General features: G+C 46.6%; 27 protein-coding genes and 1 pseudogene. 10 read left to right on the forward strand and 18 right to left on the reverse strand.

Annotation, left to right across the window (positions count from 1 at the left end; all coding sequences use genetic code 11):
• Window positions 1–120: 120 nt before the first annotated feature.
• From hemQ to QNH36_RS23290, 3 genes are all read left to right on the forward strand, one after another.
• On the forward strand, window positions 121–864 hold the full coding sequence (gene hemQ, locus QNH36_RS23280) for a hydrogen peroxide-dependent heme synthase (protein WP_283904376.1): 744 nt from the start codon (window positions 121–123) through the stop codon (window positions 862–864).
• Between the two features lie 252 nt (window positions 865–1116).
• Window positions 1117–1653, forward strand: coding sequence for a spore coat protein GerQ (gerQ, locus tag QNH36_RS23285; protein ID WP_251542536.1), 537 nt, complete (start codon window positions 1117–1119; stop codon window positions 1651–1653).
• A 240-nt stretch (window positions 1654–1893) separates the two neighbouring features.
• A complete protein-coding gene (locus QNH36_RS23290; protein WP_283904377.1) occupies window positions 1894–3411 on the forward strand; it encodes an MDR family MFS transporter in 1518 nt (505 codons plus the stop codon).
• A 41-nt stretch (window positions 3412–3452) separates the two neighbouring features.
• On the opposite strand, the gene QNH36_RS23295 is transcribed toward QNH36_RS23290, so the two are convergent.
• The 3 genes from QNH36_RS23295 to QNH36_RS23305 all read right to left on the reverse strand — a co-directional run bounded on the left by QNH36_RS23295 (window position 3453) and on the right by QNH36_RS23305 (window position 5228).
• The gene (locus QNH36_RS23295; protein WP_144479482.1) at window positions 3453–3824 is read right to left on the reverse strand and encodes a DUF423 domain-containing protein; all 372 of its coding nucleotides are present in this window, start codon (window positions 3822–3824) and stop codon (window positions 3453–3455) included.
• Window positions 3825–4035: 211 nt separating this feature from the next.
• Window positions 4036–4359, reverse strand: a complete 324-nt coding sequence (locus QNH36_RS23300) for a YwdI family protein (RefSeq protein WP_283904378.1) — start codon at window positions 4357–4359, stop codon at window positions 4036–4038.
• A gap of 185 nt (window positions 4360–4544) precedes the next feature.
• A complete protein-coding gene (locus tag QNH36_RS23305) occupies window positions 4545–5228 on the reverse strand; it encodes a uracil-DNA glycosylase (RefSeq protein ID WP_251542531.1) in 684 nt (227 codons plus the stop codon).
• A gap of 172 nt (window positions 5229–5400) precedes the next feature.
• On the opposite strand from QNH36_RS23305, the gene QNH36_RS23310 reads away from it, so the two are divergent.
• Window positions 5401–5730 (forward strand): YflT domain-containing protein, encoded by a 330-nt coding sequence (locus QNH36_RS23310; protein ID WP_251542529.1) that lies wholly within the window; start codon window positions 5401–5403, stop codon window positions 5728–5730.
• A 97-nt stretch (window positions 5731–5827) separates the two neighbouring features.
• On the opposite strand, the gene QNH36_RS23315 is transcribed toward QNH36_RS23310, so the two are convergent.
• From QNH36_RS23315 to fdhD, 12 genes and pseudogenes are all read right to left on the reverse strand, one after another.
• Complete coding sequence (locus QNH36_RS23315) at window positions 5828–6847, reverse strand: thiazole biosynthesis adenylyltransferase ThiF (RefSeq protein WP_251542527.1); 1020 nt, start codon at window positions 6845–6847, stop codon at window positions 5828–5830.
• An 85-nt stretch (window positions 6848–6932) separates the two neighbouring features.
• Window positions 6933–7166, reverse strand: coding sequence for a molybdopterin converting factor subunit 1 (moaD, locus tag QNH36_RS23320; RefSeq protein ID WP_144479241.1), 234 nt, complete (start codon window positions 7164–7166; stop codon window positions 6933–6935).
• Window positions 7159–7623, reverse strand: coding sequence for a molybdenum cofactor biosynthesis protein MoaE (locus QNH36_RS23325; RefSeq protein ID WP_144479243.1), 465 nt, complete (start codon window positions 7621–7623; stop codon window positions 7159–7161). The genes moaD and QNH36_RS23325 overlap by 8 nt, the downstream gene beginning before the upstream one ends.
• A gap of 288 nt (window positions 7624–7911) precedes the next feature.
• Window positions 7912–9831 carry a molybdopterin biosynthesis protein gene (locus QNH36_RS23330; RefSeq protein WP_283904379.1) on the reverse strand — a complete coding sequence of 640 codons (1920 nt, stop codon included), beginning with the start codon at window positions 9829–9831 and terminating at the stop codon, window positions 7912–7914.
• 13 nt (window positions 9832–9844) lie between these two features.
• A complete protein-coding gene (locus tag QNH36_RS23335) occupies window positions 9845–11077 on the reverse strand; it encodes a molybdopterin molybdotransferase MoeA (RefSeq protein ID WP_283904380.1) in 1233 nt (410 codons plus the stop codon).
• Between the two features lie 31 nt (window positions 11078–11108).
• Window positions 11109–11708 carry a molybdenum cofactor guanylyltransferase gene (gene mobA, locus QNH36_RS23340; protein ID WP_144479249.1) on the reverse strand — a complete coding sequence of 200 codons (600 nt, stop codon included), beginning with the start codon at window positions 11706–11708 and terminating at the stop codon, window positions 11109–11111.
• 16 nt (window positions 11709–11724) lie between these two features.
• Window positions 11725–12534 carry a formate dehydrogenase accessory protein FdhE gene (locus QNH36_RS23345; RefSeq protein ID WP_144479251.1) on the reverse strand — a complete coding sequence of 270 codons (810 nt, stop codon included), beginning with the start codon at window positions 12532–12534 and terminating at the stop codon, window positions 11725–11727.
• 98 nt (window positions 12535–12632) lie between these two features.
• The gene (locus tag QNH36_RS23350) at window positions 12633–13340 is read right to left on the reverse strand and encodes a formate dehydrogenase subunit gamma (RefSeq protein WP_144479253.1); all 708 of its coding nucleotides are present in this window, start codon (window positions 13338–13340) and stop codon (window positions 12633–12635) included.
• Window positions 13333–14166, reverse strand: a complete 834-nt coding sequence (locus tag QNH36_RS23355) for a 4Fe-4S dicluster domain-containing protein (RefSeq protein WP_144479255.1) — start codon at window positions 14164–14166, stop codon at window positions 13333–13335. Before QNH36_RS23355 ends, QNH36_RS23350 begins: the two co-directional genes overlap by 8 nt.
• Window positions 14166–16562: pseudogene (gene fdnG, locus QNH36_RS23360) on the reverse strand (formate dehydrogenase-N subunit alpha); the annotation flags it as partial. The pseudogene fdnG and the gene QNH36_RS23355, both read right to left, overlap by 1 nt.
• A gap of 12 nt (window positions 16563–16574) precedes the next feature.
• Window positions 16575–17147, reverse strand: coding sequence for a twin-arginine translocation signal domain-containing protein (locus QNH36_RS24020; protein WP_214710332.1), 573 nt, complete (start codon window positions 17145–17147; stop codon window positions 16575–16577).
• Window positions 17148–17201: 54 nt separating this feature from the next.
• Window positions 17202–17996 carry a formate dehydrogenase accessory sulfurtransferase FdhD gene (gene fdhD, locus QNH36_RS23365; protein WP_144479257.1) on the reverse strand — a complete coding sequence of 265 codons (795 nt, stop codon included), beginning with the start codon at window positions 17994–17996 and terminating at the stop codon, window positions 17202–17204.
• Between the two features lie 598 nt (window positions 17997–18594).
• Between fdhD and pdxK the strand changes: the two genes are divergently transcribed.
• Entirely contained in the window at window positions 18595–19419 is an 825-nt protein-coding gene (pdxK, locus tag QNH36_RS23370; RefSeq protein WP_283904381.1) for a pyridoxine/pyridoxal/pyridoxamine kinase, read from the forward strand.
• 464 nt (window positions 19420–19883) lie between these two features.
• Here pdxK and QNH36_RS23375 read toward each other — a convergent pair whose 3' ends face one another.
• Window positions 19884–20240 (reverse strand): DUF2512 family protein, encoded by a 357-nt coding sequence (locus tag QNH36_RS23375; protein WP_283904382.1) that lies wholly within the window; start codon window positions 20238–20240, stop codon window positions 19884–19886.
• Between the two features lie 273 nt (window positions 20241–20513).
• Between QNH36_RS23375 and QNH36_RS23380 the strand changes: the two genes are divergently transcribed.
• The gene (locus tag QNH36_RS23380; RefSeq protein WP_144479263.1) at window positions 20514–20861 is read left to right on the forward strand and encodes a YojF family protein; all 348 of its coding nucleotides are present in this window, start codon (window positions 20514–20516) and stop codon (window positions 20859–20861) included.
• Window positions 20862–20889: 28 nt separating this feature from the next.
• Window positions 20890–21555 (forward strand): bacillithiol biosynthesis deacetylase BshB2, encoded by a 666-nt coding sequence (gene bshB2 / locus QNH36_RS23385; RefSeq protein WP_144479265.1) that lies wholly within the window; start codon window positions 20890–20892, stop codon window positions 21553–21555.
• A gap of 23 nt (window positions 21556–21578) precedes the next feature.
• Here the strand turns inward: bshB2 and QNH36_RS23390 are convergent, their stop codons facing one another.
• A complete protein-coding gene (locus QNH36_RS23390; protein WP_251542510.1) occupies window positions 21579–21914 on the reverse strand; it encodes a hypothetical protein in 336 nt (111 codons plus the stop codon).
• Between the two features lie 184 nt (window positions 21915–22098).
• Here QNH36_RS23390 and QNH36_RS23395 point away from each other — a divergent pair, with 184 nt between their 5' ends.
• Genes QNH36_RS23395 through QNH36_RS23405 form a run of 3 tightly spaced genes read left to right on the forward strand, consistent with a single transcriptional unit; the run spans window position 22099 to window position 24521 of the window.
• Window positions 22099–22821 carry an ABC transporter ATP-binding protein gene (locus QNH36_RS23395; RefSeq protein ID WP_251542509.1) on the forward strand — a complete coding sequence of 241 codons (723 nt, stop codon included), beginning with the start codon at window positions 22099–22101 and terminating at the stop codon, window positions 22819–22821.
• Entirely contained in the window at window positions 22811–23842 is a 1032-nt protein-coding gene (locus QNH36_RS23400; protein ID WP_251542507.1) for an ABC transporter permease, read from the forward strand. The genes QNH36_RS23395 and QNH36_RS23400 overlap by 11 nt, the downstream gene beginning before the upstream one ends.
• Before the next feature lie 22 nt (window positions 23843–23864).
• Window positions 23865–24521, forward strand: coding sequence for a TetR/AcrR family transcriptional regulator (locus QNH36_RS23405; protein ID WP_251542505.1), 657 nt, complete (start codon window positions 23865–23867; stop codon window positions 24519–24521).
• Window positions 24522–24741: 220 nt separating this feature from the next.
• On the opposite strand, the gene QNH36_RS23410 is transcribed toward QNH36_RS23405, so the two are convergent.
• Window positions 24742–25839 carry a PQQ-dependent sugar dehydrogenase gene (locus QNH36_RS23410; RefSeq protein ID WP_283904383.1) on the reverse strand — a complete coding sequence of 366 codons (1098 nt, stop codon included), beginning with the start codon at window positions 25837–25839 and terminating at the stop codon, window positions 24742–24744.
• Window positions 25840–25841: the final 2 nt, after the last annotated feature.

Genomic DNA, 25841 nt, shown 5'->3' on the forward strand with positions numbered 1-25841 from the left:
CAATCTTTAACAAAATATCCTTTTTCCCATCAGGATAAACAAACGGGGTTTATTAACATGACGAATGGCGAAACTATGATATGATATTGGTATATTGTTGATTTATAGGAGTGATATAAAATGACTGAAGCAGCACAGACTTTGGATGGCTGGTATGCCCTTCATGATTTCCGCACTGTTGATTGGACAACCTGGAAAATGCTTCCGGCTGAAGAGCGCCAGGAAATCATCCAGGAATTCCTCGGCCTTGTGGAAAAGTGGAATAAAACGCAGGCTGAAAAACAAGGCAGCCATGCCCTGTATACAATCGTTGGCCAAAAAGCAGATTTCATGATGATGATCCTGCGCCCTACGATGGAAGAATTGAATGAAATCGAGACAGAATTCAACAAATCCAGACTTGCTGAATACACGATTCCTGCTCATTCTTATGTTTCTGTTGTCGAGCTCAGCAACTATCTGCCAGCAGGCGAAGATCCTTACCAGAACCCGCAAATCCTTGCCCGCCTTTACCCTGAACTTCCAAAGGCGAAGTATGTTTGCTTCTATCCAATGGACAAGCGCCGTCAGGGCGAAGACAACTGGTACATGCTGCCTATGGAAGACCGCCGCAATATGATGCGCAGCCACGGCATGATCGGCCGCCAGTATGCAGGCAAAGTCAAGCAGATCATCACTGGTTCCGTCGGCTTCGACGACTATGAGTGGGGCGTAACATTGTTCGCGGACGATGTCCTTCAATTCAAAAAGCTAGTATATGAAATGCGTTTTGACGAAGTCAGCGCACGCTATGGCGAATTCGGTTCATTCTTCGTAGGAAACCTGCTGGAAGAAGACCGCGTTGTTTCATTCCTGAATGTCTAATGATTCGATAAATCCCCGGGCTGATGCCCGGGGATTTTTTTGTCCGTTCTCATGAATATGAAGCATTGTTTATGCCCCTTTCTTACGCCCCTCCATCCAAAATATTTGAGTCATAAAATGCAGCTTCCCTCATATGAATGAAATAGTGAGGATTCATTTTACTTGTACCCTATCCTATTAAAGCTCAATTTCACCATTTACATAAATAAGGTGAAATGAATGAAAAGAAAATAATTTTAAGGAGGCTACACAATGACTCAATACAATAACCCATACTATAACTACAGAACCTATCCACAGATGTATCAGCCTTATAGCGGCACAGAAGAAAAATCGGCAGCACAAGCCCAGGTGCCGCAGATGTCTCAGATGGGACAGATGGGGCAAATGGGGCAAATGGGCCAGCCAGGATTCCCGCAGGCAACATCATTCCCAACCCAGTCTGGCGGTGCCTTTCCAGGTACAAGTGCAGGTGCAGTTGGAGGTGTCCAGGTACCAGGAATGCTTCCAATTGAAGCATCCTACATCGAGAATATCCTTCGCCTGAACAAAGGAAAACTCGCAACAGTGTATGCTACTTTTGAAAACAATACCGAATGGAATGCGAAAATTTTCCAGGGACTCATAGAAGCTGCTGGACGTGACCATCTCATCCTCAGTGACCCGCAAACAGGAAAACGGATTCTCCTGCCAATGATTTACCTTGATTATGTTACTTTCGATGAAGAAATCGAGTACGAATATCCATTCGGCGGCGGAGCTGGACTGACGGTATACCCACCAAGATAATGAAAACTACTAATTCTCCAAAGCGGCTTCGGCCGTTTTTTTGTTGTGGTATCATTCATTATTTTTAAACAACCTTTTTTCTGACAGGATGACAGAAAACATGTAGTTGGGACAGTTAATCATGATCCAATCAGTTAAAAAGCAGGTCATAGTTCAACCTACAGATTCTTGACAATGATTCTACTCGGAAAATAAAATTTATATACTTACTATATCCGTTTAAGGAAGCTGGTGTATGTGATGGTTTCAAATGAAAGCAATATTAGGCTTGTAGTGGCAGGTTTGCTGCTTGGGATCTTGATGGCTGCAATGGATAATACGATTGTGGCGACGGCAATGGGAACAATTGTTGCGGACCTTGGCGACTTTGACAAGTTTATCTGGGTGACCTCTGCTTATATGGTTACCGTGATGGCCGGAATGCCCATTTTTGGGAAGCTGTCAGATATGTATGGCCGGAAACGATTTTACATATTTGGCTTGCTCGTTTTTTTAATAGGCTCCGCGCTTTGCGGAATTGCCCAAACAATGGTGCAGCTAAGCATTTTCAGGGCGATCCAGGGAATCGGCGGCGGAGCTTTGATGCCGATTGCGTTCACGATTGTTTTTGATATCTTCCCTCCCGAAAGGCGCGGCAAAATGACTGGACTGCTTGGCGCCGTTTTCGGGACTTCAAGTGTCCTTGGACCACTCCTTGGTGCTTATATCACTGACTGGTTCAGCTGGCATTGGGTGTTTTACATTAATGTCCCGATTGGCATTGTCTCTTTAATCTTTATTGGGAAGTATTATCATGAATCCACTCAGCATTCCAGGCAGAAAATTGACTGGGCTGGCGCCTTCACATTAGTTGTCGCAGTTGTCAGCTTAATGTTCGCCCTCGAACTCGGCGGAAAAGAATATGACTGGGGCTCAGTCCAAATCATTGGTTTGTTTTCAAGTTTCGCTCTATTCTTTTTAGTATTTATTTTTGCTGAAAGAAAAGCAGAGGAACCGATCATTTCTTTTTGGATGTTTAAAAGGCGGCTGTTTGCTGCATCACAGGTTCTGGCCTTCCTCTACGGAGCAACATTCATCATTCTCGCAGTCTATATCCCTATTTTTGTACAGGCGGTTTATGGGGGCTCGGCTAAAACGGCTGGACTGATTTTGACACCGATGATGCTAGGTTCTGTTGCCGGCAGTGCGGTTGGCGGCATATTCCAGACAAAGACCAGCTATCGGAACCTTATGTTCATTTCGGTTATCGCCTACTTTGCAGGGATGCTGCTGCTCAGCATGATGTCACCTGATACGTCGAGACTGGTCCTGACACTTTGCATGATATTGGTCGGATTTGGAATGGGATTCTCTTTCTCCCTCCTCCCTACAGCTTCCATACACAACCTCGACCCGCGGCACCGAGGATCGGCGAATTCAACTAATTCATTCCTTCGCTCGCTTGGAATGACACTGGGCATCACCATATTTGGGACTATCCAGAATAATAGTTTTATGGACCAGCTAAAAAGTGCCTTTGCTGGAATGGGCGGCGGCCAAGGGAACCAGCTGATGGGAGACCCGCAGCAATTATTCCAGTCTGGACAACGTTCGCAAATCCCGGGATTTGTCCTGGATAAAATCGTCGAGGCGATGTCTTCTTCAATCACTCATATTTTCGCACTTGCTTTAATTCCAATTGCTATTTCGGCAATTGCGGTCTTTTTCATGGGAAAAGAGCGTGTTGAAATCAATAAGACGATTGTCAAAGAATCTTAATGAGCCTGTAAAAAGAGCATGCCAGCCGGCATGCTCTTTGATTATAAGTATTTAACTGCGGCAATGATCAACAATACCCAGGCGGCGAGGAATGATACTCCGCCAAGCGGGGTGATGGCCCCAAGGATGCTGATTTTTGTAAGGGTCAAGGCATACAGGCTTCCGGAAAACAGGATGATTCCGATCAGCATCAGCCAGCCTGACCAGTTCAGCAGTGAAGTTGCAGGGAGTTTTCCCAGCAGGACTCCAATTATCAAGATTCCGGTTGCGTGGAACATCTGGTATGTAACACCGGTTTTCCAGGTTTCTAGATATTTTGGTTCGACCTTGCCTTCCAGCCCATGTGCTCCAAAGGCTCCGAGTGCGACTGCAAGAAAGGCATTGATTGCCCCTATTATGATAAATAACTTCATCATTTCCACCTCTATCTTTAAATTAAGGCTCTTTTCTCAAACTATGTTGCCATTGATTACAAAATGGGATTGAATGACCTAGTTTTCTGCATAAAAAAGCTTATTATGAGAAAAGAGCTTGCACACTTAAAAACGAACTGCAAAATGGCTTAATAGCACGTTAAAATCGGCTTTAAGATTTTAACAACAATCTTTACGAAAACAACCTAAATTAGAAATCGAATAGCGAGTCTCCGTTTGAATCATCATCCATTTCCAGTTTTTTCGGCTGCGGAACCATTGTTGATGGCTGGCTTACTGGCATCTGCTGCTGAGGAAAGACTGGTTGAGCAGGAATAAGTTGCTGTGCTGGCTGCTGGATGATATGGCTTTGCCAGGGCTTGCCTGACCCCTGCTGTGGTTCATCAAGAACAAGTTCACAAAGCGTTTTAATCGACTGGATTCGTTCCCGCTGTGCAGCTTCAGATTGTGCCGATTTGGCCCGGCTTAATTCTTCTTCCATTTTCAAAAGCAATTTTTGCAGTGAAATATTCATTAACTCACCTCCACGGGCGGTACCTTATATGTAGGATCCGACTCGATCATGCTGTACGGTTCCATTCTACAATAAATCTGTTATATTTTCGACTGTATAAGAATTTGCTGTCAGTTCCACGTGGAACATGTCGATTTTTAAAAAAAGAACTCAGTCGACCAGAAAAAAACTCTGGTCCCCCAGAGCTAATAATTTTTCATATCGTCGATTTGCCAATCGATTTCCTGTCTGCCCCACTCTCGCAAAATCTCGTTTACTCTTGAGAATGGCTTGCTTCCAAAGAAACCTCTTCTTGCGGACAAAGGGCTTGGATGTGCAGACGTGATGATCTTATGTTTGCTTTCATCAATCAACTTCAATTTACTTTGAGCCGGTTTGCCCCAAAGGATGAAAATGACTGGTTCCTGACGGTCATTCAACAGGGTGATGACTTTATCGGTGAAGGTTTCCCAGCCTTTCCCCTTGTGGGAATGCGCTTCACCCTTCCTGACTGTAAGCACCGTATTCAAAAGCAGCACACCCTGGTCTGCCCACTTTTTCAAATATCCGTGATTGGGTATCTCACAGCCAAGGTCAGCCTTTAGCTCCTTGAACATGTTCCGGAGTGATGGCGGGATTTCAACCTCTGGTTTTACCGAAAAACTTAAGCCATGTGCCTGACCCGGTCCATGGTATGGATCCTGGCCAAGGATGACCACTTTTACCTTATCATAGTCTGTATACCGCAATGCATTGAAGATGTCTTCCTTATCGGGATAAACCGTTTTGTTCTGGTATTCTTCCATCAAGAACTCTCTTAAATCCAAATAATAAGCTTTTTCAAACTCCTCTGCCAGCAGTGGTGCCCAGCCGTTTTGCATCGAACGCATCGTGATCGCTCCTTTCTCTACTATCTAACTACCCGATTTCCAAAAAGGTATGTGAACATTTTCCAGCATGTTTAATAGAGCAAATAACGGTTATATAAATAGTGTAGACGCGGAAGGCTATAAAAGCATCCCAAACTAGTATAGGTTAAAAACACTTAAGGAGGAAGATATTATGTTGAAAGTAGAAGTTGTGGAAAACGGCGTACAGGCAACTGAAAAAATCAGCTCTCTGGAAGCTGCAGGTTTCGGAAAAGAAAACATTTATATTTTCGCTCATGATGAAGACCGAAGCGAGCACTTGACAGATGCTACCGAAACAGGCGGTATGGGCTTCAAGGAACAGGGCTTCTTTGATTCCATCGGCAATATGTTCAAGTCCCGCGGAGACGAACTGCGAAACAAATTCGAATCCCTCGGACTTTCAAAGCAAGAAGCTGAGCAGTATGAGGTCGAATTGGACAAAGGCCGTTTAGTCCTTGTCGCAACCGATGAAGTAAAATAAAGCCATTAATCAGCAATGGTATATCCGATCCGCTGTGATCGTTTATCATAGAAACCCCCTGCCGAAGCCGGCAGGGGGTTTGCGAGTTTAAAGATTTCTAGCCAAAGAAGCGCTGGTAGATGCTGCGGGCCTGTGCCAGATCCTTCGTTCCATGGATCAATGCACGTCCATCCTGGAAAATGACCATCCTGTTATCATCCATTTCAACAGATACCAGATAAGGGTTTCCTTTTACCTGATAACCCAAATCCCTCATTTTTTCAGCCGTCTCCTGGAGGTTAAGCTGCTGCTGTTTCGGCGGCCTGATCTGTACGGTATCACGGCCGCACAGGACAGTCGTTTTGGTCATATTTTCAACATCCAAATACGGATATTCCGGATTGTCGCCGCATGAGAGACAGCCAGGGTCCTTCGCTTTTGACATTTTCATGCTTGTATACTGATTCCGCCACAGATCAAAGCTGACAAAAGAAGTTCTGACCGCATCCCAGTCTTCCACAAGGATCTTCAGTGCTTCGGCACCCTGGTGGGCAATGACCATCTGTACGGCAGGCCCGATGATTCCGCCGGTATCGCAGGTCAGCCCGTGCAGCGGCACCGTCTTCAGCAAACAGTTCAGACATGGTGTTTTTCCAGGAATAATGGAGAAACTCATGCCAAAGCTGGCAACGCAGGCACCATATATCCACGGAATCTGGTACTTCTGCGAAATATCATTAATGGCCATCCTTGTTTCAAAATTATCGGTAGCATCGATAATCAAATCGACGCCATCAACAAGCTCAGCCAGTTTTTCGGGAGTGGCATCCGCAATCAATGCGGTGATTTCAACGTCAGAGTTGATCGCCTTCAATCTTTTTTCAGCCGCTGCAGCCTTTGGAAGCTTCTCAGCGACATCCTCTTCAGTATATAATTGCTGTCTTTGCAGGTTGCTTGCTTCGACATAATCCCGGTCGACAATCGTCAGACGGCCGATACCTGCTCTAACCAGCAGCTCGGCATTCCCTGAACCAAGTGCACCTGCGCCAATCATCAGGACATGCTTGCTGCGGATTTTGTCCTGGCCTCCCTTGCCTATTTGAGGAAACAGCGTCTGGCGTGAATATCTTTCTGACATAGGGTGTACCCCCTCCTGTAAAACAAACGCCCTGATTCCATCGACAATCCTGTCAACGGAACGGGGCGCCGTAATTTGCTATGGATCAACCGCCGGAAACAGGCGGTATGAAGGCAATTGTGTCTCCTTCTTTAATGACTTCATCATTAGATGAAAATTCTTCATTGATCGCTGTCATTGAAGTATCAAGCTTTTGGACACCATATTTTTCTGCGACTATTTGCTTCAGTTCGGCAACTGTCTTGCCTGCTGCTTCGATTTCGACTGATTCATGGCCTGCTTCGTCACGCAGGTGGGCAAAAAATAATATTTTATTCATTGAGATCCTTCTCCTCCGGTTTCCCTGTCGGATATGGGACAGTTTCTAGTTGGTTGCCAATCCATTCTTCCCCGTCTTCCCAATGCTCTTTCTTCCAGATTGGGACGATTTCCTTGATGCGCTCGATCGCATAACGATTGGCTTCATATGCATCGTTGCGGTGAGGTGTGGAAACGGCGATCACGACAGCAATATCCGTGATGTCGAGCTTGCCGACCCGATGGGTGATCGCGACCTGCGCGCCATCCCAGCGTTCCTGGATTTCCGTGCCAATCTGCTCAAGCTTTTTGACAGCCATCGGCTCATAAGCTTCATATATAAGATAAAGGGTTTTCTTTCCCTTCGTCAATTCACGGACAGTGCCAATGAATGTCGTGATTGCCCCTGCTTCACGCTGGACCACTTTATCAATGACAGATTGAACGTTGATTGGATCTTTCGCTATTTCATAATTCATCAAAATCACCTCAATAAACTGATCCGGATCAGGATTTAATATGTTTATGGACACTTTTTCCGGGTTCTGGCTCCGTTTTGTCCATTAGAGTGTCCCTTTAAAAATGGCTCTGTTAAACAAGACTGTTGATTTTCGTTCCAGGCGCATCGCTTTCCGCGGGGCTGGCGCTGAGCCTCCTCGTCGCTCTGCTCCTGCGGGGTCTCACCTGACCAGCTGCGCCCGCAGGAGTCTACGCGCCTTCCACTACAATCAACAGGTGTATAAACATCATTGGGCTTTAACAGAGCCTTAAAAATAAACAGGCTCAGGATTCTCAACAACTGCGTATCCGCCAATTTTGTCGACTTCGGCTTTGAAGGACTGTGATTGGATCACTGACCTTAACCATATACCCTTTTCGCTTTCGAAGAATGCTTTTGTCATCAGCAAATCGTAGCTTTCGTCTGCGACCGGGATGAAGTCGAGCCCCATTGCCCTGGCAGCCGGGAATATGCCGAGTCCCGCCGCATTGTCGTTCCCCTTCACTTCAGCAGCGACGCTCAAATGGGAGAACATTTCACGGTCATAGCCGTTGACCTGGTCTGCGTCAATGCCTGCATCTTTTAACATTAAATCAAACAGGATCCGTGTACCGGCGCCTTTTTGCCTGTTGGCATAATCTGCGCCCTTCACAGCGATGTCGCTGACATTTTCGATTCCGAGCGGATTGCCTTTTGGCAGCATCCAGCCCTGGGTTCTTTTCAAGAAAGGATAAAGGACTGCGTCTTGCCCGGCAAGAAATTTCCTTACGTAGGTAACATTATATTCTTTCGTCTCCGGGTCAAGCAAATGAATGCCCGCTACATGGGCTTCCCCTTTTCTGATTGCCATCAAACCGGCCATGCTGCCAACATGGGAAGAAACAATTTTCATGTCGGTGCGCTGATTTTTGAGCTGGGAGGACAAAAGGTCAATCGTCAAGTCATGGCTGCCGCTGAAGACGATCGCGTTCTTGATTTCTTCAACCGGTCTGTATAGCTCGACCTCGACGGTATCTCCCTGTTCATATCCTAACTCCTCGGGCGGAACAACGAGCAAGCCGTCCGCACGCACCAGTGACATCGTGACGCCCGCCGCGCGTGTCAGCGGATTGGCGACAAATTGTCCATCCACATAGCCGATATTCATTCGGACAAAGTCCTCCGCCCCCATTGTGGAGACGATCCTGCGGCCAAGCTTCACTTCTAGCTTTGGCCTTTCGGGTTCTGGTATCCCCAGATACTTGCAAACGAGCGGCCTGACGAACCACTCAAGCGCCATGTAGGCCGACACTGGATATCCAGGCACGCCTACGACCACTTTATCTTTAATTTTCCCAAGGATGACTGGCTTACCCGGCCTTGTCGCGACACCATGGGTAAAAACAGTGCCTAGCTCCTCAAGGATGTGTACGGTATAATCTTTTGAACCTGCGGAAGAACCAGCATTAATCACGACAATATCAGATGTTTCTACCGCGTTCAGCAATGCTTCCCTGATTTTTTCCGGTTCATCCTTCACGATTGGATGCAAATAAGGGTTGCCGCCCCAATCTTCTACATATGCGCTAAAAACGGTGCCATTGAACTCGATGATCCTTCCTGAAGACAGCGACGCATCTGCGCTGACCAGTTCATTTCCTGTCGGGATGATCGTTACCAGCGGTTTCTTCACAACGCACACTTCGGTCACCTGTGCTGCAAGGAGTGCGCCAAGGTCGGCAGGACGCAGCTGATGCCCCTGCGTGAACAACATCTCCTCCTGGACGATATCCTCACCGATCGGGCGGATATGCTGCCAGGGAGTTGCCGGCTCGATGATTTCGATGGTCTCATCGTCAATGACATGAATGTTTTCGACCATAATGACGGCATTGAACTCTTGCGGGATCGCATTACCGGTATCAACGTATTTAAACTGCTCATCCTTTTTTAAATGGAGCGGGCGCTGCTCATGGGCTTCATAAGTATCCTCAGCGTTGACAGCAACTCCATCCATCGCGGATGCATGGTAAAAAGGCATCGACACATTGGCGAAAACAGGTTCAGCAGTAATTCGGCCAAGGGCAGCGGCAGCCGGAATCCATTCTTTTTCCTGAGGCAGGTCGAACGCAGCCAGCACTTCATCTCTGGCTTGCACGCGCGGCTTGTCTTCAAGATAAATCTTTCGGTTATAACGTATTTGGTCCATGATGCTGCTCCCCCTATCTCGTCAAAATGACTGGAACGTATTCGCCTTGAGAAATCCCCTCTTTTTCGGAAACAATCTCCACGATTCCATCGCTTTTTACCAAAGTTGTGATCAGGCCTGATTTGCCGATGATCGGCTCGGCCCACCATTCTCCATCTCTTTCCTCAAGTCTCACCCTGATATAGTCAGATCGCCCTGGTGAGGAGGCAATATTTTTAACAATCCGGGCAAAAATCCGCTCGGGCTTCTGTTCGTATTTTTCACCCTTCAGCTTCCTGAAGACCTGTTCGCCAAACAGCTTGAAGATGATCATTGCCGATGCTGGATGCCCCGGCAGTCCGATGACCGGTTTTCCATCCGCCACCGCTAGAATCGTCGGCTTGCCTGGCTTGATCGAGATTCCATGGACAAATACGCCTGGATCTCCAAGTGACTGGATGACCTCGGTCGTGTAATCCTTCGTGCCAACAGAACTTCCCCCTGATAAAATAAGGCAGTCCGCCTGTTCATACAATTCGCGGGCCTTGCTTGCGAACTCCTGATAGTCATCGCGGGTGATGCCGCCATATATGACCTCGATGTCCCATTCATTGGCCAGGCCTTTGACAGTCAGGTAATTGATATCGCGGATTTGCCCGGTTTCAAGTGTTTTGGTTTCATAAGGAACGATTTCGTCCCCTGAAGAAAGGTAAGCAGCTTTCAGTTTGCGGTAGACTTTCACCTCGGAAACGCCTAGTGCCGCCAGGGCTCCGAGCTCCTGAGGCCGCAATTTTGTCCCTTGTGTCAACAGCACCTCGCCTGAGCGGATATCTTCCCCTGATCGGATGACGTTTTCGCCCGGGGCAATCTGCTTGTAAGTATTCAACAGCCCGCCGATTTCCTCGCTATGCTCGATCATCAGGACGCTGTCGCTGCCCGGAGGAAGCATTCCGCCCGTCGGGACATAGATTGCTTCTCCCCTGCCCACCGGTTTTACTGCTTCTTCGCCCATATGGACCTCACCGGCGACATTCAGGAATCCAGGCATGGATTCAGAAGAGCCATAGGTGTCCCTGGCGATGACGGCATAACCATCAACGGTCGATCGGTCAAAGCCCGGCACATTTTCTTCTGCTCTGATGTCCTCGGCCAGGATGTAATGAAGTGCCTCATCAAGCGTGCGAACCTCGGTTTCTTTGATCTTGCTGATTTTCTCATCAATTAACGCAAAGGTATCTTCAACCGTTTTCACTTTGAAAAATTGCATGCTGCCTATCTTCCTTTCTGGCACCTGAAAACTATTCCCCGGATTCCGTCCACTTCTTCGCATTTTCATATTCTTCGGGATGGTTCATATTGAAAAAGACGCGTTCAAGATTGTTTCCGCAATAGAGTTGCAAATCTGACTCATCGAGGTATCGGACATTCAGTTTTTCAAGCATATGCCTGATCCTCAACGTTCCGTCCTCAATGCATTTCACCGCTTCGCGGGCCACGCGTTTTTGGTACGCCGCAAAAAGCGGATGCTTCCGGCCATCACTGACGGGCACGACTGCATCGTGGTGCTTGAGGGCTTTCACAAGGTTCTCGGCAAGCTCTGCGGATACAAATGGCATATCACAGGCAACGATGAAATTCTCTTCGTAATCTGATGCCTCGAGCCCCGCATGTATTCCCGCCAGCGGTCCAGAACCCGGATATTGGTCTGTCACACTTTTGATATTTAAAAATTGATAGGTTTCAGGATCATTTGTTACTAGAATTATATCATCAAAAACGTGCTGTAACTCATCCTTAATTCTCTCAATATTCGTTTTTTCGTGAAATTTCAGGAGAGCTTTATTCGTTCCCATCCTGCTAGATTTGCCGCCTGCTAAAATAATCGCTCCGGCTTTCATCCCACAGCACCTTCTTTTAATTTGTCTGTTTGGTTTCCCCAGCGGCTTTGTAGCCATTTTCCTGTGCAACAAAATCGAGGTGGATTGTATTCAAGTCTAGCATTGCCGGTGTCGGCTTCACAATATATTGTCTTGTATCGATTACTTTCGTGTAGCCCTTGCATTCCTCACAAACCTGGATCTGGGCAGCGGACTCACCCTCGATGGTCAGGAACTGGACTGTTTCATGATCTTCATTGCCACAATGCGAGCATGTAATGCGTTTATCATGCCAGTGGGCCAGACAGCGAGGGCAATGCAATACCTTTTTTCCTCCGTCTTCCAGCTGAGCAAGGCGGACTGGTTCACCGCAGACAGGACATCCGGCGCCGTGAACAGCATATTGGATTTCATCCTGGACTTTTTCAGCGGTCAGCTGCAAATAGGGACGCAGCACGGTTTCGGCGATAAATTGGGGAATCCACGCATCGACACCCTGCTCTTCTGCAAAGCTGGCAAAATAAATATGGTTAAAAGCAAAAGCCTCATCAATCCAGCGTGTTGCTGTCTCTTCATCTAATAGTCTCTTGATTGATTCCATTGTTTTTTCGAGCTCTGGTTGATACTTCGCTAAAAGTTCACCTATATCCTCTATCCACTGTAAGAATAGGGGAATATCAAAATCAATGGCCGTCAATGCAGCGACAGGCACCCCTGTTTCCATGGCCGCTTTGTCAAGCTTAGGCTCGATACGGTCAGGGTTGAGTGATGTTTTCCATTGTTCCTGCAACGTGATAATATCTTTCTGCAGTTTCTGGTACTCTTTTGAGACAACGGACTTTTTCATTGCTGTAGCCTCTTTTCATCAGATTTTATTAAGCGGCGACGATTTAAATTTTGAGGGAATGGGCCCATTTGGTGAACCCATTCCCTCTGTCAAAGGTTTTAAGCGCCTTTTTTCTTGTTCTTGCCTTTGTCAAGATCAGGGAAGTTGCCTTTCTTGACTTCTTCTTCATACCATTCTGTATAGTGGTCTTTTGCCCACTCTGCCGGAACCTCACCTGTAATGACGCCCGTATATCCTGGACGTGAATTTTTGTGGATGACACTCAGATAGATGTGGCCGACCACGACTGCGATCGCAAGACCGAAGCCAACGTTATGGGCGACATATGCCCACTGAACCATTGCTTTCGGGAACAAGGCCGGGAACCACATCGGGAATCCCGAACCGATGATCAAAATTGCTGTGAAGATCTGGATGATCGAGTTGATTTTTTCACCCGCGTTGAAGAATGTCTGTTTTACATGCTTGAACTTAAAGCCGAACAGTTCTTTAACGAACTCCGTGAAAAACTGGATATCCCTCTTTTTCCAGGTAACGAGTTCCTTGCCCCAGCGAAGCAGGCCTTTTGGATCCATGATCATCCAGATGAAAGTCGGCGTGACGAACGCGACAGCGAAAATCCTATGGAGCAATCTGGCACCTTCTGGTCCGCCAAGCACAGGGTATAGCCAGTCAAACCATTCTGTATACATCGGCAAGGCCGTGATATACAGGGCGAAGAATGAAATGGCGTTCACAGCATGCGCTAAGACAAAGCCTTTTGAAAAACGTTTGACCTTCACACCTGAGTACTGCGTTTTACTCATGGCTGCCACCTCCATCTTCTTCATGGCCTTTGTCCTCTTTATTGAACAGCTTATTGCTGACGAATGCGCCAACAAGTGCCATGCTTGTCGCTCCAAGCATCATTTTGCCGATTGGCTGTGCGTAATCCTTCCAGACTACCGCTGAAGTTGGAACCTTAGGCTTTTCAGGCAATCCGTAAACGGAAGGCTTTTCAGCTAGGACATAAATCGTATGTGTACCGCCGACTCCTTCTGGGTTGTAGATCATGGCGTTAGGGAAACGGCCCTTGATTTCGCTCAGGCGCTTTTCAGCTTTCTTGAGCATTTCATCTTTTGTGCCGAACTCCATTGCGTCTGTATGGCAGGTAGTGACACAAGCCGGCTGCATGCCTTCCTCAAGGCGGTCAACACACATCGTGCATTTCTGGGCCTTCTTGTATTCCTTGCCATTCTTGTCTTTGTATGTTGCCAGCTGGACGACATCGAATGGGCAGTTCTGTACACAGTAGCCGCAGCCAACGCATTTATCCGTGTTCACATCGACCGTGCCGAATTCTGTGTAGTGCATGGCATCCTCCGGGCACACCTTAACGCAGGCAGCTTCCGTACAATGGAAACAGGATGAATGACGGAAAAGGTATTCAAGATTTCCTTTTCCGTTTTCGTGTTCAATGAATGACAGCACGTTCCAGGTATTTGCCGTTACATTCGCATGTGATTGGACGCTGCCCTGGAAAGCTTCCGGCTCAGCCGGAAGGTCATTCCAGTTTTTGCAGGCGACCATACATGCGCGGCAGCCATCACACTTGGTCACGTCAACAAATTTTACATATTCAGCCTTCGCCATTAGTCAGCCCTCCTTACGTCGCAGAGGAATGCCTTATATTCAGGAATCATCGTGTTGGCGTCCCCAATATGAGGTGTTAAGCGGTTTGCTGTATCCCCTGTTGCATATCCTTTATATCCGAAGTGCCAAGGCATGCCAATCTGGTGGACTTTCTTGCCGTTTACAGTGTGCGGCTTGAAGCGTTTCGTCACCATCGCATAGGCTTTAACCTCGCCGCGAGCTGATGTCACGATAACCTCGTCCTTGTTCTTGATGCCTTTTTCCTTCGCTAGCTCTTCACTCATCTCGATGTACATATGGCCCATCAATTCTGACAGCCATTGCTGGTTCCTTGTCATCGAGCCTGATTGCCAGTGTTCACTTACACGATACGTTGTCGCCACGATCGGGTACTGCTTCTTCGTGCCTTTAAGGTTGAAGTCGCCATCCCAGACCTTGATGGTCGGGTTGAATTCCTGGCTGGAGAACGCATTCGGCACCGGACTTTCAAACGGCTCATAGTGTTCTGGGAACGGTCCGTCATTGAGCGTTGGAGCAAACATGCCGCCGACGCCATCCTTCAGCATGATGAATGGATTCGTGCCTCCCTTGTCAGAAGGAGCGACCACTGCCTTGAAGTCAGGAATATCATGTCCAGTCCATTTTTTAGCCAGGCCATCCCACCAGATGACTGCCTTATCCTTGTTCCATGGCTTGCCGGCTGGATCTGCAGATGCGCGATTATAAAGAATCCGGCGGTTCATAGGCCATGCATAAGACCAGTTCAGGAAGTTGCCCATGCCATTATCCTTGTTGTCACGGCGCTTGGACAGGTTGCCTTCTTCCGGATAGAAGCCTGAATAAATCCAGTTTCCGGAGCATGTGGACCCGTCATCAGCAAGCGAACCGAAGTTCTCGACCTGTTTGCCTGTCTTAGTGTAATAACCGTTGATTTCACGGGCGACTAGATCGAATTCTGGATGATCATGTTCACCGTAATTCCAGTACAGTGCATTGATAGCTTTTGCAGCAGGTGAGCTTTCATTTTTGTACATGCCTTTGATTCTTTGCATCAGCATATGGATGATTTCCATGTCTGCCTTTGATTCGCCTTTAGGCTCAATTGCCTTCCAGCGGTACTGCATCCAGCGTCCGCTGTTCGAAACCGTTCCTTCTTTCTCGTATGAGGATGCGGCCGGAAGCAGGAATACCTCTGTGTTGATTTTTGATGGATCGCTGCCAGCTTCTTTTTGCCAGAATGCTGAAGTTTCTGTCTCCCAAAGGTCAATTGCAACCAGCCAGTCAAGGTTGCTGAGTGCTTCTTTTTCCTTGCCTGCATTCGGGCCGCCGACTACAGGATTGGTTCCAAACAGGAATGCGCCATCCAATTCGCCTTTATACATCGCATTGAAAAGGGCGATATGGGAGTAATTCTTGTTTCCTTTAGGAAGATATTGATAGCAGAACTCATTGTCCTTTGTCGCGTTAGGGCCATACCATGCCTTGAGAAGGCTGACGACGAATTTTGGCTTATTGCTCCAATATCCAGCAGCAGGCGTTTCTTTTTCAAGATAGGCCTTAAGAGTTGCATGTTCAGGAAGCTCTTTCGGCGCTCCCAGATATCCTGGAAGATCCCCGAACAAAAGACCGAAGTCTGTTGAGCCTTGTACGTTTGATTCACCGCGAAGCGCGTTTACTCCGCCGCCAGGCATACCGATGTTGCCAAGAAGCAGCTGCAGCATGGCATATGAGCGGACGTTCTGGGTACCGACCGTATGCTGGGTTGTACCCATCGCATAAAGGATCGTACCTGCTTTTCCAGGCTTTCCTGTTGAACAGAAAGCGTCAGCCACCTTCAGGTAGTCTTCCTTAGGTGTTCCTGTCACTGTTGACACAGTGTCAACATCATAACGGGAATAATGCTTTTTCATCAGCTGGAACACGCTGCGAGGATGCTGTAGTGTTTCATCCTTGACCGGGGTCCCGTCTTCTTGTGTTTCAAAAGACCAGCTAGCCTTGTCATATGAACGGGTTTTTGAATCATATCCGCTGAACAAGCCGTCCTCGAATTCGAAGCCTTCCTTGACGATAAAGGAGGCATTTGTATATTTAGCAACATACTCTTTGTGGAAAAGGTTATTTTCGATCGCATAACTGATCAAACCGCCGATAAAAGGAATATCGGTTCCAGAACGGAGCGGAGCATAAGTGTCAGCCTGTGATGACGTTCTTGTGAAACGCGGATCGACTGATAGTATTTTCCCTCCGTTTTCCCTTGCCTTTAAAAGCCATCTAAAGCTGACTGGATGGTTTTCAGCAGGGTTCGCGCCAATGATCAGCGCACAATCGGTATGCTGCAGATCATTCCAGTGATTTGTCATTGCTCCACGACCAAATGAAGGTGCCAGACCGGCAACCGTTGAACTGTGTCATATTCGTGCCTGGTGCTCTAAATAGGTGACACCAAGCCCTCTCATCATTTTCGCGAGCAAATAAGTTTCTTCATTATCAAGTGCCGCGCCGCCTAGGCTTGCGATCGCTTCTGTTTTATTGACAAAAATTCCGTTTGTTTTTTCAACGAATGTCTTGTCACGTGTTTCCTTCACGCGCTTGGCAATGGTATCAAGCATCCATCCCCAATCTTTTTCTTCCCACTTATCGCTTCCAGGAGCCCGGTAACGAGGCTTCAGGACGCGTTTTTCTGAGGTGAATAATTGTCTGATCGTTGTCCCTTTACTGCACAGGCTTCCTTCGTTGATGGGATGATCCGGATCCCCTTCCGTATATACCACATCATTGTTTTTCGTATGGACTAAAATCCCGCAGCCCACAGCGCAGTATGGACAAATGGTTGGTGTAACAGTAGCTTTGGCAATCTTGAATTCTTTTGTTTTCGCATGGACTTCTTTTTCGTTGAAGCCAAGTTCAACAATCGCCAGGGTTGCCGCAGTGGCTCCTGACAGCTTCAAAAACTGCCTGCGATTCAGGTTGATTTCAACCATCTCTCTCTCTCCTTCCCAATAGTTGCTTGAACATCCGTAATCCCACAGTTGGTGTTAATTCAATACTTGCTGGGCTTCCCCCCTTTCAAGCAGGTCATCCGCAGCAGCGGGCGGGGTTAAATCATTGTTGATCCTCCCGGCCGATGTATAAATCGTCGCCATTTTCCCGCGAAGGTAGCCGACAACCTCAATATTGAGGAATCTTGCCAGCTGTACCGCCTGCTTGGTGGCAGCTGTACGGGAACCGATGACGGCAAAGCCAAATTTTGCTGCTTTTGAGAGCATTTCATATGAAACCCTGCCGGTCGTCAGCAGGACGAGCCGGTCGGGCTGCAAACGCTTTCGAATTGCGTGTCCGATAATCTTATCGACAGCATTATGCCTGCCGATGTCTTCCCGGACCTTGATACTGCCATCCTCCAGGATGATACATGCGCCATGCATGCCGCCTGTTTCCAGGTACAATGGCGAATTTTGCGCGAATTCCGCCCGTTTTTTCAATAAATAGGTCAACGAATAGGTTTCATCGGAATTCACTTTATTGAACTTTTTGACATCCGTCATTGAAAAGAAGGTCACTCCCCGGCCGCAGCCCGCTGTATAGTGCTTCTTTTTCGAAAACATCTGTTCAGGATCGAAGGAATTGCATAACGACACATTCAATGTGCCAGTCTTTTCACTAAAATCAACACTGACGACATCCTCCGGGCCATCGATCAACCCTTCTGAGAAAAGGTAGCCGTATACCCAATCTTCGAGATCCTGATTGGTCAGCTGGAAAACCGCAATTTCATATCCATTCAGCTTCAGGCTGATTGGATATTCTTCAGGACAGCCTTTCTTTGTCATGTTCTTCACCCCTTATCTGTTCGGTCATCTCTGGGTCCGGTTCAGCAATCGATATCTCCCAGTTCATTGGAATTGAAAGACTGTGATCAATCTCGCAAACTGGCAATCTCTATAATTCACTCAGTAACATTAAATGCTTTGAAATCCTTGAAAACGGCCTTTCTGAATCAATTACAAGGTTGCTGTGCCATACATTAAAAAACATTTCACTATGCAAAAAGGAATAATACCCCTATGCCTTAAATGTACGGGAAAACGAATGGTTGTAACCGTTTCAATTGTTACAATAATATAGATGAAAATTGTCTATTTCTTTAACAAATGCTTAAATCTATATTTTCGTTTTACGAAAAATTTGTTCTGAGCCAAATTACACATTTCCCATGCTATATCAAATTATTTTTCCGCTCAGTAACTTTCATCACGTCAACGCACTAATGCCACAGAATTGTCAAAAGTTAATTTTTACCTAATACACCTTTCTCAAAAACCAATTCTTTGTCTATTCTTACAGAATTGGTATAATTATAAGAAAGTGTTGAAGGCGACAGGCCTGTCCATTCAGGCAGCCGCCATTCTATAAATGGAGGTAGTTCACATGAGTTTGAAAAAGGTGTTAACAATCGCAGGATCCGATACAAGCGGCGGCGCCGGCATCCAGGCTGACCTAAAAACGTTCCAGGAACTTGGCGTTTACGGAATGACCGCTCTAACAACGGTCGTGACAATGGACCCAAAGAATCACTGGCATCATGAAGTCTTCCCTCAGCCAGTGGAGCTGGTCGAAAAACAGCTGGAAACAATCCTTTCCGTCGGAATTGACGCCATGAAGACAGGAATGCTGGGAACGGTTGAGATCATCGAGCTTTCTGCCCGTAAAATCGATGAATATAACTTGGACAGAGTTGTCATCGACCCTGTCATGGTCTGCAAGGGAGAAGATGAGGTTTTGATGCCTGAAAACACAGATGCTATGAGGGAATTGCTTCTTCCAAGAGCGACTGTTGTTACGCCTAACCTTTTCGAAGCATGGCAGCTGGCACAGACAGGACCAATCCGCACAATTGATGACATGAAAGAAGCAGCTGCTAAAATCCATGACCTTGGCGCGAAGAACGTCATGATCAAGGGCGGAAACAAACTGAACCATGAAAAAGCAGTCGACCTTCTATATGATGGAAAAGACTTCACTCTATTCGAATCAGAAAAAGTTGAAACAAGCTTCACGCATGGCGCAGGCTGCACATTCGCGTCAGCGATCACAGCTCAGCTGGCAAAAGGCAAAACAGTCCCTGAAGCACTGGAAGTCGCAAAAAAATTCATCACAGAAGCAATCAAGCATGGCTTCAGACTGAACGAATATGTAGGACCAACCGCGCATCTTGCTTACAACAAATACGCAGACGGCAACCGCGGAGAATAAACCATAATAAAAAGGATGGCAGCCGCCATCCTTTTTTCTATCCCTATTTCTGTTTCTAATGATATTTTAAAAGCCTTTTTGCCTGGTAGAGCCCTTTTTATGGACACTTTTCTGGGATTCTTCTATATTTTTGTCCATTAGAGCCCCTCTCATGGACACTTCTTCAGGAATTTCTCTTGTTTTTGTCCATTAGAGCCCTTCTTACGGACACTTTTTCAGGAATTCCTCATGTTTTTGTCCATTAGGGCCCTTCTCATGGACACTTTTCTGGGATTTCTCTTTATTTTTGTCCATTAGAGCCCCTCTTACGGACATTTTTCAGGGAATTCGTCATCTTTTTGTCCGTTAGAGCTCTTCTAATGGACACCAGCAATCGTCATCTTTTTGTCCAATAGACTCTTCTCCTGCCCACTATACAGCGACCTCCAAGAGTCTAACAGCTATTATCCAGCCTATTTTTTCTATTATATTTTCCGGTTGATATGAAGAACCCGATCTGCGACATAACTATGGAAGAACCATTCACCAGAGGCGATCAGGGCAGCTGCAAAAAGTGACGCTCCAATCAAGCCATTAGTCTGTTCAAACAACAACAGCCCCAGTCCCCATATTACGAGAAACGACAATGCAAAATCTGCAAGTGAAGCTGTCAGATTGCTTGTTTTTGGAAGAATAAACAAATCACCAGCCAGGTAGGATATAGCTCCAAGGACAAGGGTGATGATCAGGATGTCTCCTAACCCTGCATAACTGCCCAAAAACAGAAGCAGGATGGCAAATGTCATGATGGCTTTAATCAGCAATGCTTTTGAGTGCTCCATATGCTCCCTCCTTTTCCCTTCACTATTTCCATTTACTTTCCTGATTAAACACTTACTGTAAAACCTCCGAGCGTACATTTCGCTTTAAGAAAGATTTTTTAGTAATATAGATATAATCGATTTTAAAAAGATTGATGCAATCAAAAGCAGAAGGACGAAGCCGCGAAAACTTGTCGATAGACCGAAAGGCGAATCATTCATTTTTCACATAGAAGGCTGTCCCTTCGGCTATTATAAATTGAAAACATCGAAATCCGGGAAGGAGGAACAAGGATGGATCCGGTGATTTTGTCAGATGTCCAGGAAGCATTGGACCGTTTTAAAGACAAAGAAGTCTATATTCATTTGGAAACAACAAATGGGGCATACGCATCCCATAACGATGAGTCGTTCTTTTCATCAGGCGCATATATTCGAAATGCGAAGGTCACTTATGAACGCGCGAAGATTGCTGGCGAAGGTCCATATCGGGCTGGTTTAAAGATACCCTTCGGCTGGGTTTACGCAGAAGGAATCACCCATTTTGAAATTGATGATAAAGGCAGGCTGCTGCTTGCAGGCCATGATTTTAATGGGAAGTTAGCCGTCGCCCTTGAAATAAGCGAAACGCCGTTCGAATAAATAGCGTACAGAAAGGAGAGATCTTACGATGGAAAAAGAAAGGCAGGTACTTGTCGTGTTCCCTCATCCTGATGATGAGGCATTTGGTGTTTCAGGAACAATCGCATCCCATGTCAATATGGGTACACCTGTTACATATGCGTGTTTGACACTTGGACAGATGGGACGAAATATGGGAAATCCGCCATTCGCAAACAGGGAAACCCTTCCTGCGATCCGTGAGCAAGAATTAGACAACGCAGCACGGGCTATGGGCATCAACGATTTGCGGAAGCTTGGATTCCGTGACAAAACGGTTGAGTTCGAGGATGAAAATATGCTGACAAACCTTATGTCCTCACTGATTGCTGAATTGAACCCTTCACTCGTCATCACATTCTACCCTGGCTATTCCGTACACCCGGACCACGAGGCAACAGGTGCAGCAGTGGTGCGCGCAGTAGAGAAAATCCCTGAAGCAGACCGGCCAAAACTGCATTGCGTAGCGTTCTCGCGCAACTGTGTTGAAGAGCTCGGTGAACCGGATATCGTCCATAATATCAGCGCCGTTGCCGATATCAAGCTGGATGCTATTCGTGCCCACCGCTCGCAAACCGAGCTGATGCTTGAGAATATGGCGGAAAAGCTGAAAGAGAAAGATCCACAAACGATGGCGTGGCTCAATAATGAACGCTTTTGGACCTATAAATTTTAATCCACCTGTTGCAGGTGGATTTTTCATTTTCTTTCATATACTCCTTCAATCATCAGGCCTTTCACGAACACCACTTCCTCGGCTGGCTCTCCTTTGATTTTCCACACTGATTCCTTGAATCCAAGGAATTTACTGTTGTTTGTCTTGCCGATCAACCTGTCGATTTCGAAATTCCGTTCCCCATTATGATAAAATTTCTGATACGTTTCATAGCCGGTATGGAATTCCTGGTCCTTAAAGATCAGGACCCCGCTTGTTTTGCTGGTATACACATCAAGGTTCACATCATAGAAGTAAAGGCCAGCGATTAACAAGACCGGAGCAAGAATCAATACCCATCTCTTCTTTTTCAGGAACAAGCAACCACTTCCCCATTTTTTAAAATTTTCAGTCACTTCCTATAATAGCATATTACCCTGGCTTCAATTAAAATTGTCGGATTATAAGTGAATTTGTGAGTGATTACTCACTATACAAATTTATGTGAATGCATTATGCTCTTAGTGAGTGATTACTCACTTCTAAAAAGGAAGGTGAACTCAAATGATTGTTTCGATAAAAAACGTAAGTAAACGTTACGGTACTCATGAAGTCTTAAAAGATCTCAATCTCGAGATTGAAAGCGGGGAAATCTTTGGACTGCTGGGTCCCTCAGGTGCTGGAAAAACCACTCTTGTCAGGCAGCTCGTCGGACTGGAAACACCGACAGAAGGCGAAAACTATCTTTTCGGTGAAAAAATGCCATCATTGCAGCTGATTGAAAGAATTGGCTATATGGCTCAATCCGACGCGCTTTATACCGAATTATCCGCCAAGGAAAACCTTGAATTCTTCGCTTCATTGTTCGGCCTGAAGGGTGCGCAGCGAAAAAAGCGAATTCTGGAAGTGATGGAGCTGGTGGACTTGTCCGACCATCTTAACAAACTGGTAACCAATTACTCTGGCGGCATGAAGCGGCGCCTCTCCCTTGCTGCGGCATTGCTGCACGAGCCTGAGCTGCTGATCCTCGATGAGCCGACCGTTGGGATCGACCCTGTTCTCCGTCAAAGTATTTGGTCAGGATTTTATGATTTGAAAAACAGCGGCAAAACGCTGATTGTCACAACACATGTCATGGATGAAGCAGAAAAGTGCGACAGGCTGGGGCTGATCCGCGACGGAAAACTGATTGCAGTCGGCACTCCTGCCGAGTTGAAGGAAAAGACCGGTTCAGCCAGCGTCGAGGAAGCATTTTTAGCATACGGAGGTGTCCAACATGCGAATTAGAGCTCTGGCAACCAGGATTATCCGGCAATTTCTGAGGGATAAAAGGACGCTTGCGATGATGCTCGTTGCTCCTCTCTTGATCTTGACGATGCTCCACCTTGTCTTTAATGGCGAAAACTATATTCCCAAGGTCGGTTTGGTCAATGCCCCTGATACAATCATTAACAAACTGAATTTAAAAGATGTCAAAATGACAGAATATGACTCTGAAAAAATTGCGAAAGAAGCCGCCCTCGACCATACTCTTGACGGATATGTTGTATTTGAAGGTCCAATGGTGGATAAAATTGTGCTTGAAGGAAGCGACCCATCCGGTAACGGTGCTTTTATGAAGTGGTTCCAACAGGCTGCCAAGCAGCTAATGCCTTCACAAGGCAATCCTGAATTGAACGCTGAATACCTGCACGGATCGGAGGATATGGGACAATTTGATTATTTTGGGCCTGTCTTGCTTGGATTCTTCGCCTTCTTCTTTGTATTCATCATTTCCGGGATTTCATTTTTGCGGGAGAGAACGAGCGGCACCCTTGAAAAATTGCTGTCGAGTCCATTGAGGAAATGGGAGATTGTTGTCGGCTATATTCTTGGATTTGGGCTGTTCACCTTGCTGCAGGCTACCTTGATCGCCTGGTATGCGATCTATATTCTCGGAATGCTGATGGAAGGTTCGTTCATCTATGTACTGCTGATTACGCTGATGCTTTCCATGACGGCCCTGACACTCGGGACACTGCTGTCGGCGTTCGCGAACAACGAGTTCCAGATGATTCAGTTCATCCCGATCATCATCGTGCCGCAGTTTTTCTTCTCCGGCCTGATCAATCTTGAGACGATTTCCGATTGGCTGAGCTGGCTTGGACCGATCACACCGCTCTATTATGCTGCTGATGCATTGCGTGATATTATGGTGAGAGGATACGGATGGGATGCTATTTACGGGAATATGCTGATGCTTGCCGGGTTCTCTGCTCTGTTCATGTTCCTGAATATTTTAGCGCTGAGAAAGCACCGCGCAGTCTAAACACCGGCGAAAGGAGTAAACAATGACAGATCCAGACTTAACAATAGATGAGTTGATGGACGGAGAAGAGCTGACAGATAAGCAGAAGAAGATTATTGTCTCTGCGATTGAATCCTTCGCCGAAAAAGGATTTTCAGCTACATCAACCAGCGAAATCGCCAAAAAGGCAGGCGTAGCGGAAGGAACGATCTTCAGGCATTATAAAACGAAAAAGGATTTGCTGCTGGCGATTGTTTCACCAGTAATGGCAAAGTTCGTGGCTCCTTTTATCATAAAAGATTTAAAAAAGATCCTTCATCAGGATTATGAGCATTTTGAAGACTTCCTTACAGCAATGCTTATGAATCGCCGTGATTTCCTTGTCAAAAACCTTGCTACCGTTAAAATTCTGGTGCAGGAAATTCCGTTCCACCCTGAATTGAAGGAATTATTCAAGGAACATATCGCCCTTAAAGTATATGCCCAATTCGAAAGGCTTGTTGAGCATTATCAGGCTAAAGGCCAAATTATTGATATTCCAGCCTACAGTGTATTCAGGATGACGTTTTCCTCTATCTTCGGCTATTTGATTGCACGCTATATGATTCTGCCCGAAGCAGACTGGGACGATGAAGCAGAAACAGAACGGACAATCCAGTTCATCATGCATGGATTGGCAGGACCAAACAGTAAGAATTGAACCGGGTGTGGGTGCCCGGTTTATTTAATTGGAAAAAATCACGGAAAATTACCAGTTCGCCAATAAATTTTGATTTTCGCCAATAAAGTTGTGAACTTCGCCAATAAAACTCGATTTTCGCCAATAAAATGATTAGCGCCTTTATAATAGGAAGTTAAAACTCTCCTTTCTCCCCAAAAAAGAAAAGAAGCACCGTTTTAAGTGCTTCTTCTGTACAATTTTAACGCAATTCTTCAAGTTTAACGCGATATAGTTTGTCATCGCCCTCACTTGGGGTGCCGCGGCCGTCTGTATTATTGCTGATAAAATACAGATACTCCCCATCCGCCATTACGTCCCTGATCCGGCCGACTCCGGTAACGACCTCTTTCGTCGTTTTTGCAGCTGGATCGAATTCACGGAGTGCATTGCCCCTTAACGTTGCGACATATAGCTTGCCATCATGCGCTGCCATGCCAGATGGTGCCCATGTATCGCTGCCAGACTGGAAAATGGGTGTTTCCATGCCCTGCTTTGTATCATCGCCTGTAATCTCCGGCCAGCCGTAGTTTTTACCCGCTTCAATCCGATTGATTTCATCATGAGCGGAAGGCCCGTGCTCGCTGGAATACATCGTTCCATCCTCCGACCAGGCGATTCCCTGAGGATTGCGGTGGCCGTAGCTGTATACGTATGAATTTTTGAACGGGTTATCCTCGGGAACAGACCCATCAAGGTTCATCCGCAGAATTTTTCCGCCGAGCGAGGTTAAATCCTGAGCGATTTCCGGGTTTGTTGCCGCGTCCCCTGCAGTGGCATATAATTTTCCGTCCGGACCGATTTTCAGCCTGCCGCCATGATGGAAGCGTCCGCTCGGGATGTTATCGAGCAACAACTTCCCTTCCGTCCATTCATCATTTTTCAAAGTTAGCTCGACAATCCGATTGAACTGGCCGGTGCCATTCTTGTATGTGTAGTATGCAAATGCCTTCTGCGATTGCTCGAAACCTGGTGCCAGGACAAATCCAAGCAAACCGGCTTCAGAGGCTTGTGATAAGTCCTTTTTCAATGAAACATTTTGTCGCGTCATGTTTTCACCAGACACTTTTACAATCGAACCAGGACGCTCACTGAGGTAAAAGCTTTCCCCGCTTTTATTGATCGACCACGGCACTTGCAAATTTTCCGCCACAACCTCAAGCTCGCCAACCTGGGCCACAGCTTCCTCGTCCGCTTGATTATCATTCGCTTCACCGGCAGGCTTTGTTTCTTCATCACTGCCTGTACATCCTGATAAAACCATCAGCATCGCCAGCAGCACATACAAAATTCTTTTCATGA

It is taken from the genome of Mesobacillus sp. AQ2 (genome assembly GCF_030122805.1).
Classification (GTDB): Bacteria; Bacillota; Bacilli; order Bacillales; family Cytobacillaceae; genus Mesobacillus; species Mesobacillus oceanisediminis_A.